This window comes from Actinosynnema sp. NPDC037264 (genome assembly GCF_055603705.1).
Window position 1 is genome coordinate 1 of the sequence record NZ_JBVJVK010000054.1, and the last position, 18,533, is coordinate 18,533.

Consider the following 18,533-nt stretch of genomic DNA (forward strand, 5'->3'; position numbering starts at 1 on the left):
CCCCCCCTCCCCCCCCCCCCCCCCCCCCCCCCCCCCCCCCCCCCCCCCCCCCCCCCCCCCCCCCCCCCCCCCCCCCCCCCCCCCCCCCCCCCCCCACCGCGGCGTGTCCCGGTGGGCTCGGACCAGTGATCGTCAACGCGGGAACGGGTGGCGCCGAGGCTGGTCCACGCCCCGGCGCCACCCGTTCCGCCTGTGCCCTCAGAAGCGCAGGACCGCGCGGAAGCGCACCTCCCCCGCGGCCACCCGGCCGACCGCCTTGGCGGCCTCCGACGCGTCGTGGACCTCGACCTTCGGCGTCACCGAGCCGCCCGCCACCAGGTCCAACGCCTCACGCAGGTACGGCAGGCCGTTGTGGGTGGAGCCGATGATGCGGTGCCGCTGGGTGAAGAACGGCTGCATCGGGTTCGGCGCCAGGTCGAAGCCCTGCGAGTTGTCGAACCCGGTGAGCACCAGGCGGCCGTCCGGGCGCAGGCCGAGCAGGCTGTCCGACGCGGCCCGGTAGGAGCTGCCCACCGCCAGCACCACGTCCGCGCCACCCGCCTCGGCCAGCTCGGCGCCGGTGCCGACCACCACGTCCGCACCCAGTTCGCGCGCGAGCGCGTGCTTGTCGGGCGAGTGCGTGACGGCGACCGTGTCGTGGCCGCACGCCTTGGCGAACTGCAGCGCGAGGTGCCCCACCGCGCCGATGCCGAGCACCGCGACCCGCTCACCCGGCTGCGGATCCGCCTGCCGCAGAGCGCTCCACGCCGTGTATCCCGCGCACATCACGGGGGCGGCGTGCTCGTAGGAGAGGCCGTCGGGCAGGAGCACGGTCGCCGCCGCGGCGGCGACCACGTACTCGGCGTGCCCGCCCGCGACGGTGAACCCGGTGACCACCGGCGCGGTGCAGTTCAGCGCGGTCTGCCCGGTCACCGGTAAGTCGAGCTTGCAGTACCCGCAGCGTCCGCAGCCGGCCTGCACCCAGGTGGTGCCGACCCGGTCCCCGACCTCCCGGGACGTCACGCCGGGCCCGACCGCGACGACCTCGCCGACGGGTTCGTGCCCGGTGACCGCCGGGGACACCGCGGGGAACGGGAGCACGCCCTGCGTGGCCAGCACGTCGTTGAAGCAGACGCCCGACGCGTGCACCTTGATCAACACTTGGCCGGGGCCCGGGGTGGGCGTGGGAACCTCACGCAGTTCCCATTCCAGTCCCGGTCCGGGGATGACCGCTGCCTTCATGTCCCTCACCTCTGCCTGTTGGTGACGGCGACGCGGCGCCGCCGGTTCGCTGTCCGCTCCAGCCACCACTGCGCGATCAGCAGGTTGATGACGATCCCGATCCAGCTGGCGGCCTCGAGGATCGGCGGCAAGGCGTCCGGGGTGAAGCCGGGGAACGCGGGCGCCGCGATGACCATGACCCGACCCTCGATGATCTGCAGGCACAACGCGAAGCTGTAGATCATCCACCGCCGGTGCTCAGCGTAACGCCGCTGCCGCACCATCCGGTAGCCGGCGATCGTCGTGCCGAGCCACAGGATCCCGCCGACCGCGTTGCCCACCGGCCCCACGGCGAACGGCGTGATGACCAGCGCGAGCAGGCCGGACGGGAGGACGCCGGCGAACACGTACAACCGCCCGCTCCACCGGTGCACGACAGGGTGCCGACGCCGCAACCAAGGCCACACCTGAAGCACCACCGTCACCATCGCGACCGTGCCGAAAGCTATGTGCGCCACCAAGAACGGGTAGTGCAGCGGGAAGCCTTCGGACAGTGCGATCCGGGACCGCGCGGGGTCCAACGTCACGTACACCGGTAGGGAGATGAAGAGGAACGCCGCGACGAGGAGTGCCAACGGCACCATCCACGGTCGCCGCCACAGGCTCGTCCGCCTCGGCACGGCGCCGTCCGTCCCGACTGGATCAGCCGAAACGTCGATCCGCTGTGTGGAGGTCACGATTCTTCCTTCCCTTTTGGGCACACGACATCCCAGCCTTGCCGAATCGGACATCCGGGACTTCTTCAGGAGTGCGGACAACCGCAGCGAAGAGGGCAACAACGAAGATGCCGTGCGGTGCCGCGGCAGCACAGGATGGTGCCCAGGCGCCACTGTGGACCCGGTCCAGAACGGACTCTCGCGCCGCACCGGCGATTCGCCGTCAGGCGGCGCGGTGGCAGGTGGCACGTGGCCCGCCCGTCAACGAACGGCACGATCAACGGCTGAGGAGCATTGATGCGCGTCCTGTTCGCGGTGTGGCCGGCAACGGCACACCTGCACCCGTCCGTCTCGCTGGCCTGGGCGCTCAAGGCCGCCGGGCACGAGGTGCGGGTGGCCTCGACCGCGTTGATAGCCAAGCAGATCGCCGCCGCAGGGCTCTCCGCCGTGTCGATCGGCGACCAGGAGCGGATGCTGCCGCCCATGGGCGCCGGCAACCCCGACCTGTGGGCCGCCGCCGACGAGCTGTCCCCGCTGACCGAGGTCCTCACCAGCGACGACCCGGCCGACCGCTACCCGTGGGAGCACTTCCGCCAGTTCATGCTGCCCTGCGTGTGGAACTTCCACCCGACCGACCCGGCGGTGGCGCTGGAGCGCTCCGGGTTGCCCGACCTGGTGAGCTTCGCCAAGGCCTGGCGCCCGGACCTGGTGATCTGGGACCCGTGCTGGCCCTCGGCCGCGGTGGCCGCCAAGGCCAGCGGCGCCGTGCACGCGCGACTGCTCTGGGGCCACGACATGTTCGCGTGGACCAGGGACCGCTGGGCGGAGCGCAACAGCCTGCCCGGCGTCGACCTGGGTCCCGATCCGCTGGAGCGGTACGTGGCCCCGCTCGCCGACCACTACGGCGTCAAGGTCGACGACGACCTCCTGCTCGGGGACATCACGATCGACCCGGCCCCGCAGGGGATGCGGCTGCCGACCCACCGCTCGCGCGTGTCGATGCGCTGGGTGCCCTACAACGGCGCGGACACCGTCCCCGAGTGGCTGTACGGGCCGGCGGAGCGGCCGCGGATCGCGCTGTGCCTCGGCGCGTCGATGCGCCAGTTCGGCAACGGTCACGAGGAGCTCATGGCCGCGATCCACGGCCTGGTGGGCGACATGTTCGAAGCGGTGTCCGAGTTGGACGTCGAGCTGGTCGGCACGCTCAACGAGGCGCAGCTGCCCAAGGGCAAGCCGATCCCCGACAACGTGCGCACCGTCGAGTACATCCCCCTCGACCAGCTCCTGCCGAGCTGCTCGGCGCTCATCCACCACGGCGGCGTCGGCACCTGGGCGGCCGCGGTGGCGCTCTCGGTGCCGCAGATCATCCCGGTCGAGCCGTGGGGCATCGAGTCGCCGATCACCGGCCCGTACATGGCCGAGCGCGGGGCGGGCATCGCGATGAACCGCGCGGAGCTGTCCGTCGAGGACATCCGCAAGCAGATCTTCGACGTGGTGTCGAACCCCTCCTACCTCGAGGGCGCGAAACGGGTCCACCACGAGTGGATGTCCGCGCCGAGCACGCACGACGTCGTGCCCCTGTTGGAGAAGCTCACCGCTGCGCACCGGAACTCCTGAGCTGAGGACGGCGCATGGACAACAAGGTCGGAGACCGCGCGCTCGTCCTGGGCGGCAGCATGGCGGGCATGCTCGCCGCGCGGGTGCTCGCCGAGGCCTACGCCGAAGTGGTGGTCGTGGACCGGGACGAGCTCGTCGGCGTGGCCGGGGTGCGGCGGGGCGTGCCGCAGGGCAGGCACGTGCACGGCCTGCTCGCCCGCGGCCTCATCGTGCTCGACGAGCTGTTCCCCGGCTTCACCGACGGCGTGCGCGCCGCGGGGGTGAAGGTCGGCGACATGGGCCGTGACCTGCGCTGGCACTTCAACGGCGAGCGGCTCGCGCCGGTCGAGACCGGGCTGTTCGTCGCGGGCGGCGACCGGCCGACGCTCGAGCACCACGTGCGGACCAGGGTGGCCGCGATCCCGAACGTGCGCTTCGTCGAGGGCCACGACGTGGTCGAGCCGGTGTTCTCGCCCGACAACAGCCGGGTCGTCGGCGCGCGGATCCAACGGCGGGCCGAGGGCAGCACCCCGGAGACCGTGACCGCGGACCTGGTGGTGGACGCCACCGGCCGCGGCTCGCGCACCCCGTCCTGGCTCGAGTCCGCGGGCTACCCGCGGGTCGAGGAGGAGCGGGTGAAGATCGGCCTCGCCTACTGCACCCGCCGGTTCGCGCTGTCGTCGGACCACTTCGGCGGCGACGTGTCGGTCAACCCGGTCGCGACCCCCGGCCACCGGCGCGGCGGGTTCCTCACCATCGTGGGCGAGGACCGCTGGGCGCTGTCGCTCACCGGGATCTTCGGCGACCACGCCCCGACCGACCCGGACGGGTTCCTCGCCTTCGCCAAGTCGCTGCCGGTGCCCGAGGTGTACGAGGCGGTGCGCGACGCCGAGCCGCTCGACGACCCGGTGTCCTTCCAGTTCCCCGCGAACGCCCGCAAGCGGTACGAGCGGATGCCCCGGTTCCCGGCGGGCCTGCTGGTGCTCGGCGACGCCGTGTGCACCTTCAACCCCGTCTACGGACAGGGCATGACGACCGCCGGGCTCCAGGCGCTGACGCTGCGCGAGCACCTGCGGCAGGGCACGATGCCGCAGGCGCGGGCGTTCTTCGCCGACATCGCCAAGGTGCTCGACGCGCCGTGGGACATCGCCGCGGGCGGCGACCTGGCCTACCCCGACGTGGTCGGGCCCCGTCCGCTCAAGGCGCGGATGGGCAACTCGTACATGCCGAAGGTGCAGGTCGCGGCCACCCGTGACCCGCAGGTCGCCCGGGCGTTCCTCCGGGTGGCCGGGTTGGTCGACCCGCCGACCGCGCTCATGCGCCCGGGGCTCGCGCTGCGCGTGCTCCGGCAGTCGAAACCGGCCGCCGGGCCCTCGAACCGGCGGGTGGCGTAGCACCGGACCGGCGGGCCCTGCCCACGATCGGGCAGGGCCCGCCGGATTTCCCGACCCAGTCCTGTTCGGCGCGTCTGCTCGTGCTGTTCCCGTTGCGGGACAAGGAGAAGAGGTGACCGCGGATCGCGCGGTCACCTCTTCGTCCACTCGGGGCAGGGGGTTCCTACGCCTCGATGTTGGTCGCCTCGTCGGAGGTGGCCTTCTTCTCGTCCGAACCGGACTCGGCGGTGTCCGCCTCGGCCGCGCCGGCCGCCGGGACGTGGCGGAGCAGGGTCACCGCCAGCACGGCGACGACCGCGACGATCGCCGCGCACACGGCGGCCGCAGTGCCGAAACCGGCCGTGAACGCCTCCCGGGCCGAGGCGACCAGCGACGCGCCCGCCTCGGCGGGCAGTTCCGCCGCCGCGGTGGTGGCGCCCGACAAGGTGTTGCCCGCCTCGGCGGCGCCCTCGGGCAGCGGGGTGTCCGCCATCCGGCTCCGGTAGACCGCCGCGCCGATGCTGCCCATCACCGCGACGCCGAGCGCCATGCCGAACTCGATGTTGGTCTCGGAGATCGACGACGCCGAGCCCGCCTTCTCGCTCGGCGCGGACGACACGATCAGGTCGACGCCGAGGCCCGCGATCGGCGCCCCGCCGAAGAACGCGACCGACAAGCCGACCACCGCGAGCGTGATCCCGCCCGTGGCGCTCACCTGCGAGACGATCAGGAAGCCGACGATCGCGATCACCAGGCCGCCCGCGATCACGAAGGCCGGCCGGATCGTGCGGACCAGCATCGTCGCGAGCACCACGCCGATCATCTGCGCCGCGGTGTGCGGCAGCATCCAAAGACCGGCCTGCAGCGGCGACATGTCCTGCACGTCCTGCAGGTACACGGCGAACAGCAGGGTGCTCCCGCCGACGGTGAGGACGCCGAGCAGCATGATGCCGAGCGCGCCGCTGAAGGCGCGGTTGGCGAACAGCGACACCTCCATCAGCGGGTTGGGGAGCTTGCGCTGCCTGCGCACGAACAGCACGCCGAACACGACACCGAGGACGACGGCCACCAGCGGCACGACGGCGAACCCGTCCTTGGCGAACTCCTTGAGGCCGTAGATGACCGGCAGGATCGCCGCCAGCGACAGCGCGACGCTGGCCAGGTCGAGCTTGCCGCCGGCGGGGTCGCGGTGCTCGGGCAGCAGCACGGGCGCGGTCACCAGCAGCAGGATCATGACGGGCACGCCCATCAGGAACACCGAGCCCCACCAGAACCACTGCAGCAGCGCGCCGCCGATCACCGGGCCGATCGCCGTGCCGCCCATGAAGCACGCCATCCACACGCCGATCGCCGCGGCGCGCTGCTTGCCGTCGGTGAACATCGTGGTGATGAGCGAGAGCGTGGACGGCATGAGCGTCGCGCCCGCGATGCCGAGCAGCGCCCGGGTCGCGATCAGCATCTCGGCCGACGTCGAGTAGGCCGCCAGCACCGAGGCCGCGGCGAAGGCGACCGCGCCGATCATCAGCAGCTTCCGCCTGCCGATGCGGTCGCCGAGCGTGCCCATGGTGACCAGGAACCCGGCGATCATGAAGCCGTAGATGTCCATGATCCACAGCTGTTGCGCGCCGTCGGGCGCCAGGTCCGCGCTCAGGTTGGGCAGGGCGAGGAACAGGACGCTGAAGTCGAGCGCCAGCAGGATGGTGGGCAGGGCCAGCACGGCCAGTCCCAGCCACTCCTTGCGCCCGGCCAGGGCGCCGGACTCGGTCGGTGTGGTGTCCATGATCGTTCCTTTCCAGCGATCGCCGTCGTCAGAAGCGCCAGCGGGTGGGCGCGAACTTGTCGCTGGTCGGGAAGCCGAACACGGTGGCGGGCTCGACCTCGTAGACGGCGAACGGGCCGTCGCCCGCGGTCGGCGCCGCGTAGGGGGCGGTGAACGCGGCGTCCACGATGGTCACCGGCCAGCCGTACTTCGCCTTGTACTCGGCGGCGACGTTCTTGAGCTGCTGGGGATCGGTGACCCGCACGGCCTTGCCCTCGATGACCAGGTCCATGTCGTCGCACGTCGCCGCGATCGAGCAGTGGGCGTCGGCGTCGAGGTTGCGGCTCTTGCGGGCGCCCGGGTCCGACGAGAGGTACAGCGCGTCGCCCACCCAGACCGCGAGCACGGGCCGCATGTGCGGTCGTCCGCTCGGGTGGCTCGTCGCGGTCCAGTACGACCGCGCCCCGGCCAGCCGCTCGCGCGCCTCCGCCCACGGCGCCGGCCTGCCCCCGTCGGTGCCCAGCACCTGCGCGGAGGCCGGCTCGTTGACATTCACCGTCGTTGCTCCTCTCGGACTTTCTCTCGGATGCGGGTGGTCAGGCGGGGTAGGGAGACGCCAAGCGCGCGTCGCGCAGTGCCACGGCCCACCAGACCAGCTGGTCGAGGGTCGTGTCGACGGCCGCGTTGCACTCGGCCGTCGGTTTCGGCCACGTGCCGTCCGTGTTGAAGTAGGTCCAGTAGTCGGCCAGCGCCACGGTGTCGCGCACGGTCGTGGCGTGCAACTCGGTGAAGATCTCTCGCAGTTGCCGGGTGGCGTTGAGGCCGCCGTTGTCCCGGCCGTAGGAGATGATCGTGACCGGTTTGGCCTGCCACTCCCGGCAGAACCAGTCGATCACGGTCTTCAACGGGGCCGGGAAGCTGCGGTTGTACTCGGGGGTGACGACCGCGAACCCGTCGGCGCGGTCGAGCCTGCCCGCCAGGGCGCGCACGGCGAGCGGCGGGGTGGTGTCCTCGTCGGCCAGCCGGTCGGGCAGGCGCGTCTCGGCGAGGTCGATGACGTCGACGTCGACGTCGTGCCTGCGGCGCGCCTTGGCGCTGACCCACTCGGCGACGGTGGGCCCGAACCGGCCGACCCGCGTGCTGCCGATGATGACCGCGACGCGGAGGCGGTGGCTCTCGGACATCGGGTGGACTTCCTCGTCGTCGGCTCGGTGGTCGTCGTGCCCACCATGCGACCCGGGCCCTACGGTCGGCTTACCATCCGCTTTCGGCGCCGGTCGCGGTGCGCGGTAAGTCCCCGACCGCGGCCTTCCCGGCCTGGTCCCGGATGTCGTCGAGCAGCCGCGCCTGGTGCAGCGCCGCGTCGTCGGTGCGCGCGGTGGCCGCCGCGCGGGCGAACGCCGCCACCGCGGCGGCCACCTGGTCGTCGGCCGCCAGCTCGATCTCCTCGGTGCCGGAGCGCCGGGTCAACCGGATCACCGGGCGGTGGTCGGCGGCCGGGGTGAACGCGGGCTCGACCGTCAGCCGCCCGTCGGCCCCCCACAGCTGGTAGGCCGACCGGTAGCCGTGGTCGAGCCCGAAGGTGACCTGCGCGGTGACGCCTTCGGGCGTGGACAGCAGCGCCGCTCCCGCCGTGTCGACCTCCAACCCGGGCGCGGAGGTCAGCGTGGCCCCGACGACCCGCAGGTCCGTCCCGAGCAGGTGCATGGCCGCGCGCACCGGGTACACGCCGGTGTCCAGGAGCGCGCCGCCGCCGAGCTCCGGCCGGAAGCGGATGTCGCCCGGTGGGAGCCGGGGGATGGTGAAGGCCGCGGTGAGCGCCCTCGGCTCGCCGATCGCGCCCTCCGCCACCAGGTCGCGCACCGCCGCGTGCTGGGAGTGGTGGACGAACATGACGTTCTCCACCAGCGCCAGCCCCCGCGCGCGGGCGAGCGCCAACAGCCGGGCGGTCCGGCCGGCGTCGGTGGTCAGCGGCTTCTCCGAGAGCACGTGCTTGCCCGCGAGCAGCGCCGCCTCGACCCAGTCCGCGTGCAGCGCGGCGGGCAGCGGCACGTAGACCGCGTCGACGTCCGCGGCGGCGAGGACCTCCCGGTAGTCCCCAACGGCGCGGGCGCCGTACTCGCCCGCCACCGCCGCCGCCCGCGCCGGACTGCGGCTGGCCACCACCGACAGCTCGGTGAGGGCGGACGCGGCGAACGCGGGCAGCATCCGCCGCACCGCGATGTCGGCGCAGCCCAGGACGCCGATCCGCAGTGGCGCCATCAGAGTTCGGCCGCCCGCGAGTTGATGACCGCCAGCAGCGTGCGCGCCTGCACGTTGACGTAGTGGCCGTGGCGCACCAGCGAGTTGAGCTGGCCGGGGGTGACCCAGCGGTAGCCGGGCGGCAGGTCGGCGGGCACGTCCTTCTCGTCGACCTCGATGATGGCGTAGCGGCTCTCGGCGTTGAGGAACCGGCCGCCTTCCTCGGAGTGCACCGCCTCGTAGCGGATGCGCGAGGCGGGCGCGGTGCTCACCAGGTCGAGGAACGGCGGCCGCTGCTTGCCCTTGAGGTGCGCGTAGTACTCCGGGGTGAACTGCGCGGTCGGTCCCAGCTCGATGGTGTCGAGGAAGCCCGCCTCGACCCGCGCGTGCACCAGCAGGTGCGGCACGCCGTGGAACCTCCTGGTCAGGAACGCCGCGACGCTGCGCGCACGTGGCTCGAACAAGGGCTGGGTCCAGCCCGAGACCTCCCGGTTGCCCGCCTCCACGGACACCGCCACCACCCGGAAGTACTTGCCGTCCACGTGGTCGATCGAGTTCGGGGAGTGGACCCAGTCGCGGACCTCGGCCAGCGGGATCCGCCGCACCTGGACCTCGCGGCGGGACCGTTCCGCGGTGAACCACGACAGCAGCTCGGTGTCGGAGTGGATCGCGCTCGGCTCGTCGTTCGCGACCGGGGCGCACGCCAGCACGGTGCGCGCGTCCATGTTGACGATGTTGTCCTGGCGCAGCAGCTCGCCGATCTGGCCGAGGGTGAGCCAGCAGAAGTCGTCGTCGAGGGGCACGTCGTCGTGCGCCTCCACGATCATGTTCCGGTTGGCCTTGCTGAGGAACCAGGAGCCGTGCTCGGACTGCAGCACGTCGGTCAGGATCCGGCCGCGGCCCGGGTCGGTGAAGTACTCGAGGTACTTCACGTCGGCGCCCTTGTGGACCTTCGTGTAGTTGCTGCGGGTGGCCTGGACGGTCGGCGAGAGCTGCAGCAGGTTCGGGTTCCCCGGCTCCATCTTGGCCTGCATGAGGAAGTGCAGGACCCCGCCGAACTCCTTGACGAGGATGCCGAGGATGCCGACCTCCTGCTGCAGGATGATCGGCTGCTGCCACTCGGGGAACGGGCCGTCCCCCACCGTGACGTGCAGCCCCTCGACGGTGAAGAACCGGCCGCTCTGGTGCACCAGGTTGCCGGAGTCGGGGTCGAACGACCAGCCGACCAGCCCGTCGAACGGGATCCGGTCCACCTGGAACCGGTGCTGGCGGCCACGCTGGGCGAGCCACTCGTAGAAGCGCATGGTCCGCATCCAGGCGCCCGCGGACGCCACCGACGCCGAGTGCGCGAAGCGGCGGGGCAGTTCGGCGTCGTCGCGGGGCTGGAGTTCGGCCGGCGAGGTCATGTCGTTGCCCTTTCTCTAGCGTTGCCGGGCCACGAAGAGACCGCGACCCAGCTGCACGTCGGGGACGTACTCGGCGGTGCAGCCCGCGGCGGCGAAGGCCGCGTCGTACTGCTCGCGAGTCCACAGCCCGAACACGTGCGTCTCGGTGAAGTGGCGGATGGCGTCCGCGTCGGCCACCACCCAGTGGCTCTCGATGTGGGTCGCGCCGTCCTGGGCCCGGCTGCGCGAGACCCGTGAGATCGTGCGGCCCGCGCCGCGGATGATGTCGGCGGCGATGTGCCCGTCGAGGAAGTTCTCCGGGAAGTACCAGGGCTCCACGACCAGCACCCCGCCGGGCGCGAGGTGCGAGGCCATGTTCTTGAGCGCGATGCCCATCGCGTCGGCGGACGGCAGGTAGGCGACGGCCGCGGACAGCGAGATGATCGCGTCGTAGGTCCGGCCGAGGTCGAGGGCGGTCATGTCGCCGGTGTGGACGGCGACGTCGGGGAGCTTCGCCCTGGCCACCGCCACCATCGGCTCGGCCAGGTCGACGCCCTCGACGTGGGTGAAGTGCTTCGCCAGCGTCACGAGGTGCTCGCCGGTGCCGCAGCCCACGTCGAGCAGGCTCGCCGCGCCGGGAGCCCGGTCCCGGACCAGGGTGGTGACCAGCTCCGCCTCGCTGGCGAAGTCCTGCCCGCGCTCGCTGTACACCAGGTCGTAGACGGCGGCGAGGTCGGTGCCGAACATGGGGAGCTCCCTAAGCTACTCGGGTCCAGTTGGATCGCTTCGCGACGGAGTTCACCAGCGCGGTGGCCACGGTCTCGGCCTCGTCGTCCGTGATCGCCTGGTGCAGCGGCAGCAGCAGCGTGGAGGCGGAGGCGACATCGGTGCCGGGCAGCTCCCCGCTCCCGCCGTAGATGGGCACCTTGTGCAGCGGCTCGTACCGGAAGCTGGTGTAGATCCCCTGCTCCAGCAGGTCCGCGGCGACCTGGTCGCGGATGGTCGGGTCGATCTGCACCCAGTAGAAGCAGTACGAGCTGCCGTGCCCGGCGGGCGCCGGCGGGGGGATGCGGATGCCCTCGACCCCGGCGAGCAGCTCGTCGTAGCGCGCGGACACCTGCCTGCGCCGCTCGATGAACCCGGGCAGCTTGCGCAGCTGGACGCTGCCGATCGCGGCGGTGACGTCGTTGCCGATCAGCCTGCGGCCGACGTCCTGGATGTCCAGGCCCCACCAGTGGCTCGGCGACTTCGAGGCGGTGGTGAACGCGCTGCGGTCCACGAGGCCGTGGTAGGCGAGGCGGTGCGCCCGCGCGTGCAGCTCGGGGTCGCGCACGAAGATCATGCCGCCGTCGCCGGTGGAGATGATCTTCCGGGAGTCGAAGCTCCAGATCGCGATGTCGCCGAAGGTGCCGCACATCTTGCCGTCCACGTGGGACGAGATGGAGCCGACGGTGTCCTCGATGAGCACCACGCCGCGCTCCTGGCACAGCTGCGCGATCGCGGCGATGTCACCGGGGAAGCCGCCGTAGTGCAGCACCATCACGGCCTTGGTCCGCGGCGTCAGTGCCCGCTCGACGTCCTCGACCGACGGGTTGAGCGTGTGCGGGTCGACGTCGCAGAACACCGGGCGCGCGCCGGAGGACAGGATGGCGTTGCCGTTGGCCACGAAGGAGATCGCGGGCACCACCACGTCGTCGGCCGGGCCGAGGCCGAGCAGCTCGGTGGCCAGGAAGAGGCCGGAGGTGGCGGAGTTGATGAAGATCAGCTGGTCGGAGGACACTCCCAGGTGTGCGGCGAACTCGGCTTCGAACGCCCTGGTGCGGGGCCCGTATCCCAGCCAGTTGGTGGCGAAGACCTCGCGGACGGCCTCGGCCTCCTCGTCGCCGAGACTCGGCTGAAACACGTTGATCATGGACAGCTCCAACCACCGAAGATGCGGGACGGCAGCCAGTTTGGTCTTTGTGCGGCGATCGAACATCTTCTGCGTTGCGGTAATTTCACCCGCACGTACCACGCCCGCGATTCCGCCGATTCCGCATTTCCGGACAAGACACGGCCGGTCGCACCGACTAGGAATAGCGGCGGACGGACCGGCCCGAAGGAGGAGGCACGACGTGCCGATCGTTGGCGGAACACGACCCTGGCGCTTTGCGGCGCTGCTGTCGGCGCTGTTCGTGGTAGTGGGCGGGATGAGCGCGCCCGCCTCGGCGCAGCAGGACCCGGTGCGCGTGCTGGTCTTCCACCAGACGGGCCACCCCGACCTCCGGCACGCCTCGATCGAATACGGTATAGCCGCAATTCGTGAAATGGGCGCCCAGCACGGATTCACGGTTGACGAAACCCGCGAGTCCGCCGTCTTCACCGACGAGGGGCTGGCCGCGTACGACGCCGTGGTGTGGCTCAACGTGATCGCGCCCAGCTTCACCGACGCGCAGCGCGCGGCCTTCGAGCGGTACATCACCGGTGGCGGCGGCTACGTCGGCGTGCACGGGCCGGCGGGCATGGAGTCCAACTGGCCCTGGTACTACAACGAGCTGGTCGGCACGTTCTACCACTCGCACCCGTACCCGCCGCGGTTCCCCGAGACCCAGCGCGCCACCATCCGGGTGGAGGACCGGGACCACCCGTCGACGGCGCACCTGCCCGCCGAGTGGGAGTTCACCGAGGAGTGGTGGAACTTCTACGGCAGCGTCCGGCAGGACGCGCACGTGCTCGCCTCGCTCGACGAGTCCACCTACCAGCCGGGTCCCGGCGCGATGGGCGACCACCCCGTCACCTGGTGCCGCGAGCCCGCGGGCGGGCGGGCCTGGTACACCAACCTCGGCCACAGCATCGAGACCTACGCCGACCCCGCGTTCCGCGCGCACCTGCTCGGCGGCATCCAGTACGCCAACGGGCAGGAGCCGGGTGACTGCGGCGGCCGGGCCACGCGGCCCGCGCGGGACTTCGCCCGGACGACGCTCGCCGGGGGTTCCGGGTCGACGTCCCTGGCCGTGCTGCCGGACCGCGGCGTGCTGCACGCCGCGCCGGACGGGCAGGTGTGGTTGACCGGCGCCGACGGGACCACGAACCGCGCCGCCGCGTTCCGCGGCCACCTGCACGGCATCGCCGTCGACCCGGCGTCACCCCGCTGGGTCTACGTCTACCTCGACGACCACGTCTCCCGCTTCCCGCTGCGCGGCCGCGTGCTCGACCGCCGCGGCGAGCAGCGCGTCATCGACGCGCCCGGCGGTGGCGACCTGGGGTTCGACCGGGACGGCAACCTGCTGGTGTCCACCGGTGACGACACCGACACCACCGGGTCGGCCGGGTACGCGCCCCTCGACGAGCGGCCGGGACACGCGACGCGCGACGCCCGGCGCACGGCCGGGAGCACCGACAGCCTGAGCGGCAAGCTGCTCCGGGTCACCGTCGGCCGCGACGGCGGCTACACCGTCCCCGCGGGCAACCTGTTCCCGCCGGGCACGCCGAAGACGCGGCCGGAGATCTACGCCATGGGGCTGCGCGCCCCCGTGCGGTTCTCCGTCGACCGGCCGACCGGCTCGGTCCTGGTGGCCGACCACGGACCGGCCGCGGGCGCGCCCGACCCGGCGCGCGGCCCGGCAGGGCAGGCCGAGCTGACCAGGCTCACCGCGCCCGGCAACCTCGGCTGGCCGTACTGCGCCGGGGCCAACCAGCCCTACGCCGTGGCCGGGACGCCGTTCGACTGCGCCGCTCCGCGCAACACGAGTCCGCACAACACCGGGCTGGTCGACCTGCCGCCCGCGGTCCCCGCGTCGCCGGCCTACGACGGGGAGTCGGTGCCGGAGCTGACGACCGGCGGGTCGACGCCGCCGTTCGGCAACGGCGGCGAGGCGCCGATGAGCGGACCGACCTACCGGTCCGGCTCGACCTCCGAGACGGCGTTCCCACCCGAGTACGACGGTTCGGCGTTCGTGCTGGACCGCGACCGCGGTTGGGTGAAGGAACTCCGCCCGGACGGTGAGATCCGCCCGTTCCAGCGGTTCGCCGGCCCGACGGACGCGGAGTTCGGCCCGGACGGCTCGCTGTACGTGCTGGACGGCGCCGGCCTGCACCGCGTGGACTACGCGAAGGGCAGGCGGGCGCCCGAGGTGGAGGTGACCACGCGGCCGGGAGCCGACCCGCGCGAGGTGGTCCTCCACCCGGCGGGCACCCACGACCCGGACGGCGACGCGCTGCGCTACGAGTGGGACGTCGACGGCGACGGCCGGGTGGACTCGACGCAGGCGGGCGAGCTCCGGCACCGGTACGCCAGGCCGGGCGAGTACCGCGTGACGCTGAAGGTCACCGACACCACGGGCCGCTCGACCGTCGAGCGGACGACCGCGGTCGCGGGCAACACGCGCCCGGCGGTGACGTTGACCTCCCCGGGCGACGGCGTGATCGCCGCACCGGGCGAGACCGTGCCGTTCAGCGTCGCGGTGTCCGACGACCGCCCGGTCGACTGCGCCAGGGTCCGCGTCGAGTACACCGTCGACGGGCGCGTCGCGGCGCGGGGTTCCGGCTGCGAGGGATCGGTGACCCTCCCCCGCGGCGGCGGCACCCTCACGGCCGTCTACACCGACACCGGGACCCCGCGGCTCACGGGCTCGGCGAGCCACGTGGTGCACGCCCTGGAGTGGGAGGCGGAGTCGGTCGCGGAGGCCTTCGGCCCGAGGGTCACGCCGCTGCCGGCCGGAGGTGGCGCGAGGGTGGGCGACCTGGAGCAGGACGACTGGCTGAAGCTCGACCGCGTGGACCTGACCGGCGTCACGGGTGTCTCGTTCCGGGTGTCCGCCACCGCGCCCGGCGCCACGATCACCGTCCAGTACCACGAGGTGGGCGGCGCGGCGCTGGGCACGGTGGAGGTGCCGTCGACCGGCGACCTGGACACCTACGTGGACGTGGCGCTGCCCGCGTTCACGCCCCCGCCCGGCACGGAACCGCTGTACTTCGTGGTGGGAGGCCCGCCCGGCGTGCTGACCGTGGACAAGGTGACCTTCACGAAGGGCTGATGACGACCGCGAACGGGGCGGTGCCTGCTCGCGGCACCGCCCCGTTCGCGGTGTCGTGTCCCGCCCGGGACTCACCCGGTCGGGGCGAGGACCTCGTCGATCTCCCGGGCGGTCAGGGTCGCGCCGCGGGACAGCGCCGCGGCGAGCGCGGCGGGGTCGAGGGCCCCTTCGAGCCGGGCGGACACCCGGTCGTAGTCACCCCGTTCGGCGGGCGGGAGCGGGGCGCCGACCGATTCCCGGGCCGCGGTCGCCGCGCCCAGCAGGAGCGCACCGGCCTCGGCCCGCCCGGCGAGCGTCACGGCGCCCGCCATGCCCTCCAGCGCCAGCGCCACCGCGCGGGGGTCGCCCGACTTCCGCGCGATCCCCAGGCCCGTCAGGTGGTGGGCCGCCGCCTCGGCCGGGTCGCCGCGGAGTTCGGCGACGAACCCCAGCTCGGCCACCACCAGCGCGTGCCCGACCCCCTCGGCGAAGTCCGAGCCCCGGCTCCACTCCAGCAGGCGGCACAGCCGGACCTCGGCGCCGTCTAGGTCGCCCTCGCGGCGCGCGCCCAGCGCCAGGCCGAGTTCCGCGCTCACCTCGGCGGTCTTCGCGTTCTGCTCGGCCGCCATCCGCAGCGCCCGCCCGTGCGACTCCCGCGCGGTCGCGAAGTCGCCGGTCAGCAGCGCCACCCGGCCGAGGCCGTTGAGCCGGTCGACGACCTCCGGCCACAGCCCGAGCTGCTCGGCCGCCCGCAGCCCCTCCTGGTGCAGCCGCGCCGCGCGCGCGTAGTCGCCGCCGATCTCGGCGAGCGCGGCCAGCGCCGCGGACGCCCTCGACTGCCCCCACCGGTCCCCCACCTCGGCGAACAGCGCCGCGCTCCGCCTGCCGTCGCGGTCGAGCGTGGCCAGGTCGCCGCGGGCGAGCGCCTGGCCGGCCCGGGTGCTCAGCGCCGCGGCCGTGCCCCAGCGGTCGCCCGCCGCCTCGAACTCGGCGAGCGCGCGGTTGACCAGGTCCCCCTCCGCGGCGACGTCCCCGGTGCGCGACACCGCGTAGTCGAGGAACCAGAACGCCCTGGCCCGGCCCTCGGGGATCCGCTCGAACAGCTCCACGACCCGGGCGATCCGCGCCGTCCGGTCGGTGCTGTCGCCCTGCAGGATCGCGATCCCGGTGCGCCACGCCAGCGCCGCCGCCACCAGCGGAGGGGCCCCGCCGGAGCCCGCCGCGGCGTCGAGGGACCGGCGTGCCTCGGCGAACCGGCCACGCAGGCACCAGTACCAGGCCAACGCGGTCGCCAGCCGCAGCGCCGTGTCCCGGTCGCCGTCGCGGACGGCCCCGTCGAACGCCGCGCGCAGGTTCGCCGATTCCCGGTCCAACCGCTCCAGCCAGCGCCGCTGGTCGCCCGCGCGCAGGTGCGGCTCCGCCCGTTCGGCCAGCCCCAAGTAGTACTCGCGGTGCCTCAGGCGCACCGCGTCCGCTTCGCCCGGCTCCCCCGGCTGGTCCAGGCAGTACGCGGCGACCGACTCCAGCAGCCGGTACCGCGGGCCGCGCGCCTCGACCGGCACCACCAGAGACCGGTCCACCAGCCGCGTCAGGAGGTCGAGGACGTCGGCCGCGGTCACCTCGCCGCCCGCGCACACGGCCTCGGCGGCTTCGAGCGTCGCGCTCTCACCGTGGCGGGCGAGCCTGCGCAGGACCGCGCGCTCGGGACCCGAGAGCAGGTCCCAGCTCCAGTCGATCATCGCCCGCAGGGTCCGCTGCCGGGGAGCGGCGCCCCGGTAGCCGGTGGCGAGCAGCCGGAACCGGTCGTCGAGCCGCTCCACCAGGCCGGACACGCCGAGCGCCCGCACCCGGTTGGCCGCCAGTTCCAGCGCGAGGGGGATGCCGTCGAGCCGACGGCACAGCACGGCGACGTCCCCGGCGTTGTCGTCGTCGAGCCGGAACCCGGGCGAGGCCGCCGCCGCCCGCGCGACGAACAGCTCGACGGCGCCCGCGCGGTCGAGCGGCGCCACGTCCCACCGGACCTCGCCCGCGAGGCCGAGCGGCTCCTGGCTGGTCGCCAGGACCCGCAGCCGGGGCGCGGCTCGCAGCAACCGGTCCACCAGCTCGGCGGCGGGCTCGACGACGTGCTCGCAGTTGTCCAGCACGAGCAGCAGTTCCCTGGCGCGCAACGCGTCCGCCAGCCGCGCGACCGGGTCCAACGGCTGCCCCACGGCCGCGTCGTCGCGCAGCCCCAGCGCCGCGGTCACCGCCTCCACCAGCGGTTCGGGCGTGGCGGCGGTCAGCGGCGCCAGCTCCACGAGCCACACGCCGTCCGGGTACGCCGCGGTGAGCCGGGCGGCCGTCTCCACCGCGAGGCGGGTCTTGCCGACCCCGCCGGGGCCGGTGAGCGTGACCAGCCGCGCCGCGCCGAGGGCCGACCGCACCCCGTCCAGGTCGTCGTCCCGGCCGACCAGGTCGCTCAGCTGGGCGGGCAGGTTGCCGCGCGGCGCGGGCACCGCCGCGTCCAGCGCGGGATCCCGGGTGAGGACGGCTTGGTGCAGCGCCGTCAGCCCGGCGCTGGGATCGAGGCCCAGCTCGTCGGCCAGCCGTTCGCGCAGCTCGCCGTAGCTGGCCAGCGCCGCGCTCTGCCTGCCCGCGCCGTAGAGGGCTCGCACGTGCGCCGCGCGCAGGCGCTCGCGCAGCGGGTACCGGGCGACCAGGTCTTCCAGCTCGGCCACCAGCCCGGTGTGCTCGCCCAGCTCCAGCCGCGCCTCGACCCACAGCTCCACCGCCGTCAGGCGGTCCTCCTCCAGCCGCGCGGTGACCGGCCGGGCGAACGGCTCGTCGGCGAAGTCCGCCAGCGCCGGGCCGCGCCACAGCTGGAGCGCCTCGGCCAGCAGGGCCGCCCTGGTCGCCGGGTCGGCCGCGGCGGCACGCGCGGTGAGGGCGTGGAACCGGCCGACGTCGGTGCACCCCGGCGGCACGTCGAGCAGGTAGCCCGGCGGCCGGGAGACGACCAGGGCGCGGGCGCCTGGCTCGGCGTCGGCGAGCGCTTTGCGCAGCTGGGAGACCTTGACCTGCAACGCCGACTGCGGGTTGCCCGGCAGCGCCTCGCCCCACAGGTCGTCGATGAGGCGCGCGGTCGGGATCAGCTCGCCGCGGTGCGCGACGAGGTCGGCCAGCAGTGCGCGCACCTTCACGCCGGGCACCGCTACCGGCGCGCCCGCATCCGTCCAGACGGCCAGTGGACCGAGCACGTCGAACCGCACGTGAGCACGATAACGCTTCGC

At 73.4% G+C, this 18,533-nt stretch carries 13 protein-coding genes; 3 read left to right on the forward strand and 10 right to left on the reverse strand.

Annotated elements, in window-relative coordinates; all coding sequences use genetic code 11:
- Positions 1-198 precede the first annotated feature (198 nt).
- Positions 199-1,221: an alcohol dehydrogenase catalytic domain-containing protein gene (locus ACZ7GX_RS36135; protein WP_498783582.1), complete on the reverse strand. Its 1,023-nt coding sequence runs from the start codon at positions 1,219-1,221 to the stop codon at positions 199-201.
- Positions 1,222-1,226: 5 nt separating this feature from the next.
- On the reverse strand, positions 1,227-1,937 hold the full coding sequence (locus ACZ7GX_RS36140; protein WP_498783584.1) for a DUF2306 domain-containing protein: 711 nt from the start codon (positions 1,935-1,937) through the stop codon (positions 1,227-1,229).
- Between the two features lie 276 nt (positions 1,938-2,213).
- Between ACZ7GX_RS36140 and ACZ7GX_RS36145 the strand changes: the two genes are divergently transcribed.
- Both ACZ7GX_RS36145 and ACZ7GX_RS36150 read left to right on the forward strand, forming a co-directional pair.
- Positions 2,214-3,533, forward strand: coding sequence for a nucleotide disphospho-sugar-binding domain-containing protein (locus ACZ7GX_RS36145; RefSeq protein WP_498783586.1), 1,320 nt, complete (start codon positions 2,214-2,216; stop codon positions 3,531-3,533).
- Between the two features lie 14 nt (positions 3,534-3,547).
- On the forward strand, positions 3,548-4,906 hold the full coding sequence (locus ACZ7GX_RS36150) for an FAD-dependent oxidoreductase (protein WP_498783588.1): 1,359 nt from the start codon (positions 3,548-3,550) through the stop codon (positions 4,904-4,906).
- Positions 4,907-5,069: 163 nt separating this feature from the next.
- Here ACZ7GX_RS36150 and ACZ7GX_RS36155 read toward each other — a convergent pair whose 3' ends face one another.
- The 7 genes from ACZ7GX_RS36155 to ACZ7GX_RS36185 all read right to left on the reverse strand — a co-directional run bounded on the left by ACZ7GX_RS36155 (position 5,070) and on the right by ACZ7GX_RS36185 (position 12,182).
- Positions 5,070-6,665: an MFS transporter gene (locus ACZ7GX_RS36155; RefSeq protein ID WP_498783590.1), complete on the reverse strand. Its 1,596-nt coding sequence runs from the start codon at positions 6,663-6,665 to the stop codon at positions 5,070-5,072.
- A 28-nt stretch (positions 6,666-6,693) separates the two neighbouring features.
- Positions 6,694-7,200, reverse strand: coding sequence for a pyridoxamine 5'-phosphate oxidase family protein (locus ACZ7GX_RS36160; protein WP_498783592.1), 507 nt, complete (start codon positions 7,198-7,200; stop codon positions 6,694-6,696).
- 40 nt (positions 7,201-7,240) lie between these two features.
- On the reverse strand, positions 7,241-7,828 hold the full coding sequence (locus tag ACZ7GX_RS36165; protein WP_498783594.1) for an NADPH-dependent FMN reductase: 588 nt from the start codon (positions 7,826-7,828) through the stop codon (positions 7,241-7,243).
- Between the two features lie 70 nt (positions 7,829-7,898).
- Entirely contained in the window at positions 7,899-8,906 is a 1,008-nt protein-coding gene (locus tag ACZ7GX_RS36170; RefSeq protein ID WP_498783595.1) for a Gfo/Idh/MocA family protein, read from the reverse strand.
- Positions 8,906-10,291, reverse strand: coding sequence for an NDP-hexose 2,3-dehydratase family protein (locus ACZ7GX_RS36175; RefSeq protein WP_498783598.1), 1,386 nt, complete (start codon positions 10,289-10,291; stop codon positions 8,906-8,908). Before ACZ7GX_RS36175 ends, ACZ7GX_RS36170 begins: the two co-directional genes overlap by 1 nt.
- Before the next feature lie 15 nt (positions 10,292-10,306).
- The gene (locus ACZ7GX_RS36180) at positions 10,307-11,017 is read right to left on the reverse strand and encodes a class I SAM-dependent methyltransferase (RefSeq protein WP_498783600.1); all 711 of its coding nucleotides are present in this window, start codon (positions 11,015-11,017) and stop codon (positions 10,307-10,309) included.
- 10 nt (positions 11,018-11,027) lie between these two features.
- Positions 11,028-12,182 carry a DegT/DnrJ/EryC1/StrS family aminotransferase gene (locus tag ACZ7GX_RS36185; RefSeq protein WP_498783602.1) on the reverse strand — a complete coding sequence of 385 codons (1,155 nt, stop codon included), beginning with the start codon at positions 12,180-12,182 and terminating at the stop codon, positions 11,028-11,030.
- Positions 12,183-12,384: 202 nt separating this feature from the next.
- On the opposite strand from ACZ7GX_RS36185, the gene ACZ7GX_RS36190 reads away from it, so the two are divergent.
- Complete coding sequence (locus ACZ7GX_RS36190) at positions 12,385-15,285, forward strand: ThuA domain-containing protein (protein WP_498783604.1); 2,901 nt, start codon at positions 12,385-12,387, stop codon at positions 15,283-15,285.
- A 71-nt stretch (positions 15,286-15,356) separates the two neighbouring features.
- Here the strand turns inward: ACZ7GX_RS36190 and ACZ7GX_RS36195 are convergent, their stop codons facing one another.
- On the reverse strand, positions 15,357-18,512 hold the full coding sequence (locus ACZ7GX_RS36195) for an AfsR/SARP family transcriptional regulator (protein ID WP_498783605.1): 3,156 nt from the start codon (positions 18,510-18,512) through the stop codon (positions 15,357-15,359).
- Between the last annotated feature and the right edge of the window lie 21 nt (positions 18,513-18,533).

Bases quoted from the DNA above. Each gene is read 5' to 3' on its own strand.
- ACZ7GX_RS36170 (WP_498783595.1), bottom strand. From the start codon at position 8,906: ATGGCGCCACTGCGGATCGGCGTCCTGGGCTGCGCCGACATCGCGGTG.
- ACZ7GX_RS36145 (WP_498783586.1), top strand. From the start codon at position 2,214: ATGCGCGTCCTGTTCGCGGTGTGGCCGGCAACGGCACACCTGCACCCG.
- ACZ7GX_RS36165 (WP_498783594.1), bottom strand. From the start codon at position 7,828: ATGTCCGAGAGCCACCGCCTCCGCGTCGCGGTCATCATCGGCAGCACG.
- ACZ7GX_RS36135 (WP_498783582.1), bottom strand. From the start codon at position 1,221: ATGAAGGCAGCGGTCATCCCCGGACCGGGACTGGAATGGGAACTGCGT.
- ACZ7GX_RS36155 (WP_498783590.1), bottom strand. From the start codon at position 6,665: ATGGACACCACACCGACCGAGTCCGGCGCCCTGGCCGGGCGCAAGGAG.
- ACZ7GX_RS36150 (WP_498783588.1), top strand. From the start codon at position 3,548: ATGGACAACAAGGTCGGAGACCGCGCGCTCGTCCTGGGCGGCAGCATG.
- ACZ7GX_RS36175 (WP_498783598.1), bottom strand. From the start codon at position 10,291: ATGACCTCGCCGGCCGAACTCCAGCCCCGCGACGACGCCGAACTGCCC.
- ACZ7GX_RS36180 (WP_498783600.1), bottom strand. From the start codon at position 11,017: ATGTTCGGCACCGACCTCGCCGCCGTCTACGACCTGGTGTACAGCGAG.
- ACZ7GX_RS36185 (WP_498783602.1), bottom strand. From the start codon at position 12,182: ATGATCAACGTGTTTCAGCCGAGTCTCGGCGACGAGGAGGCCGAGGCC.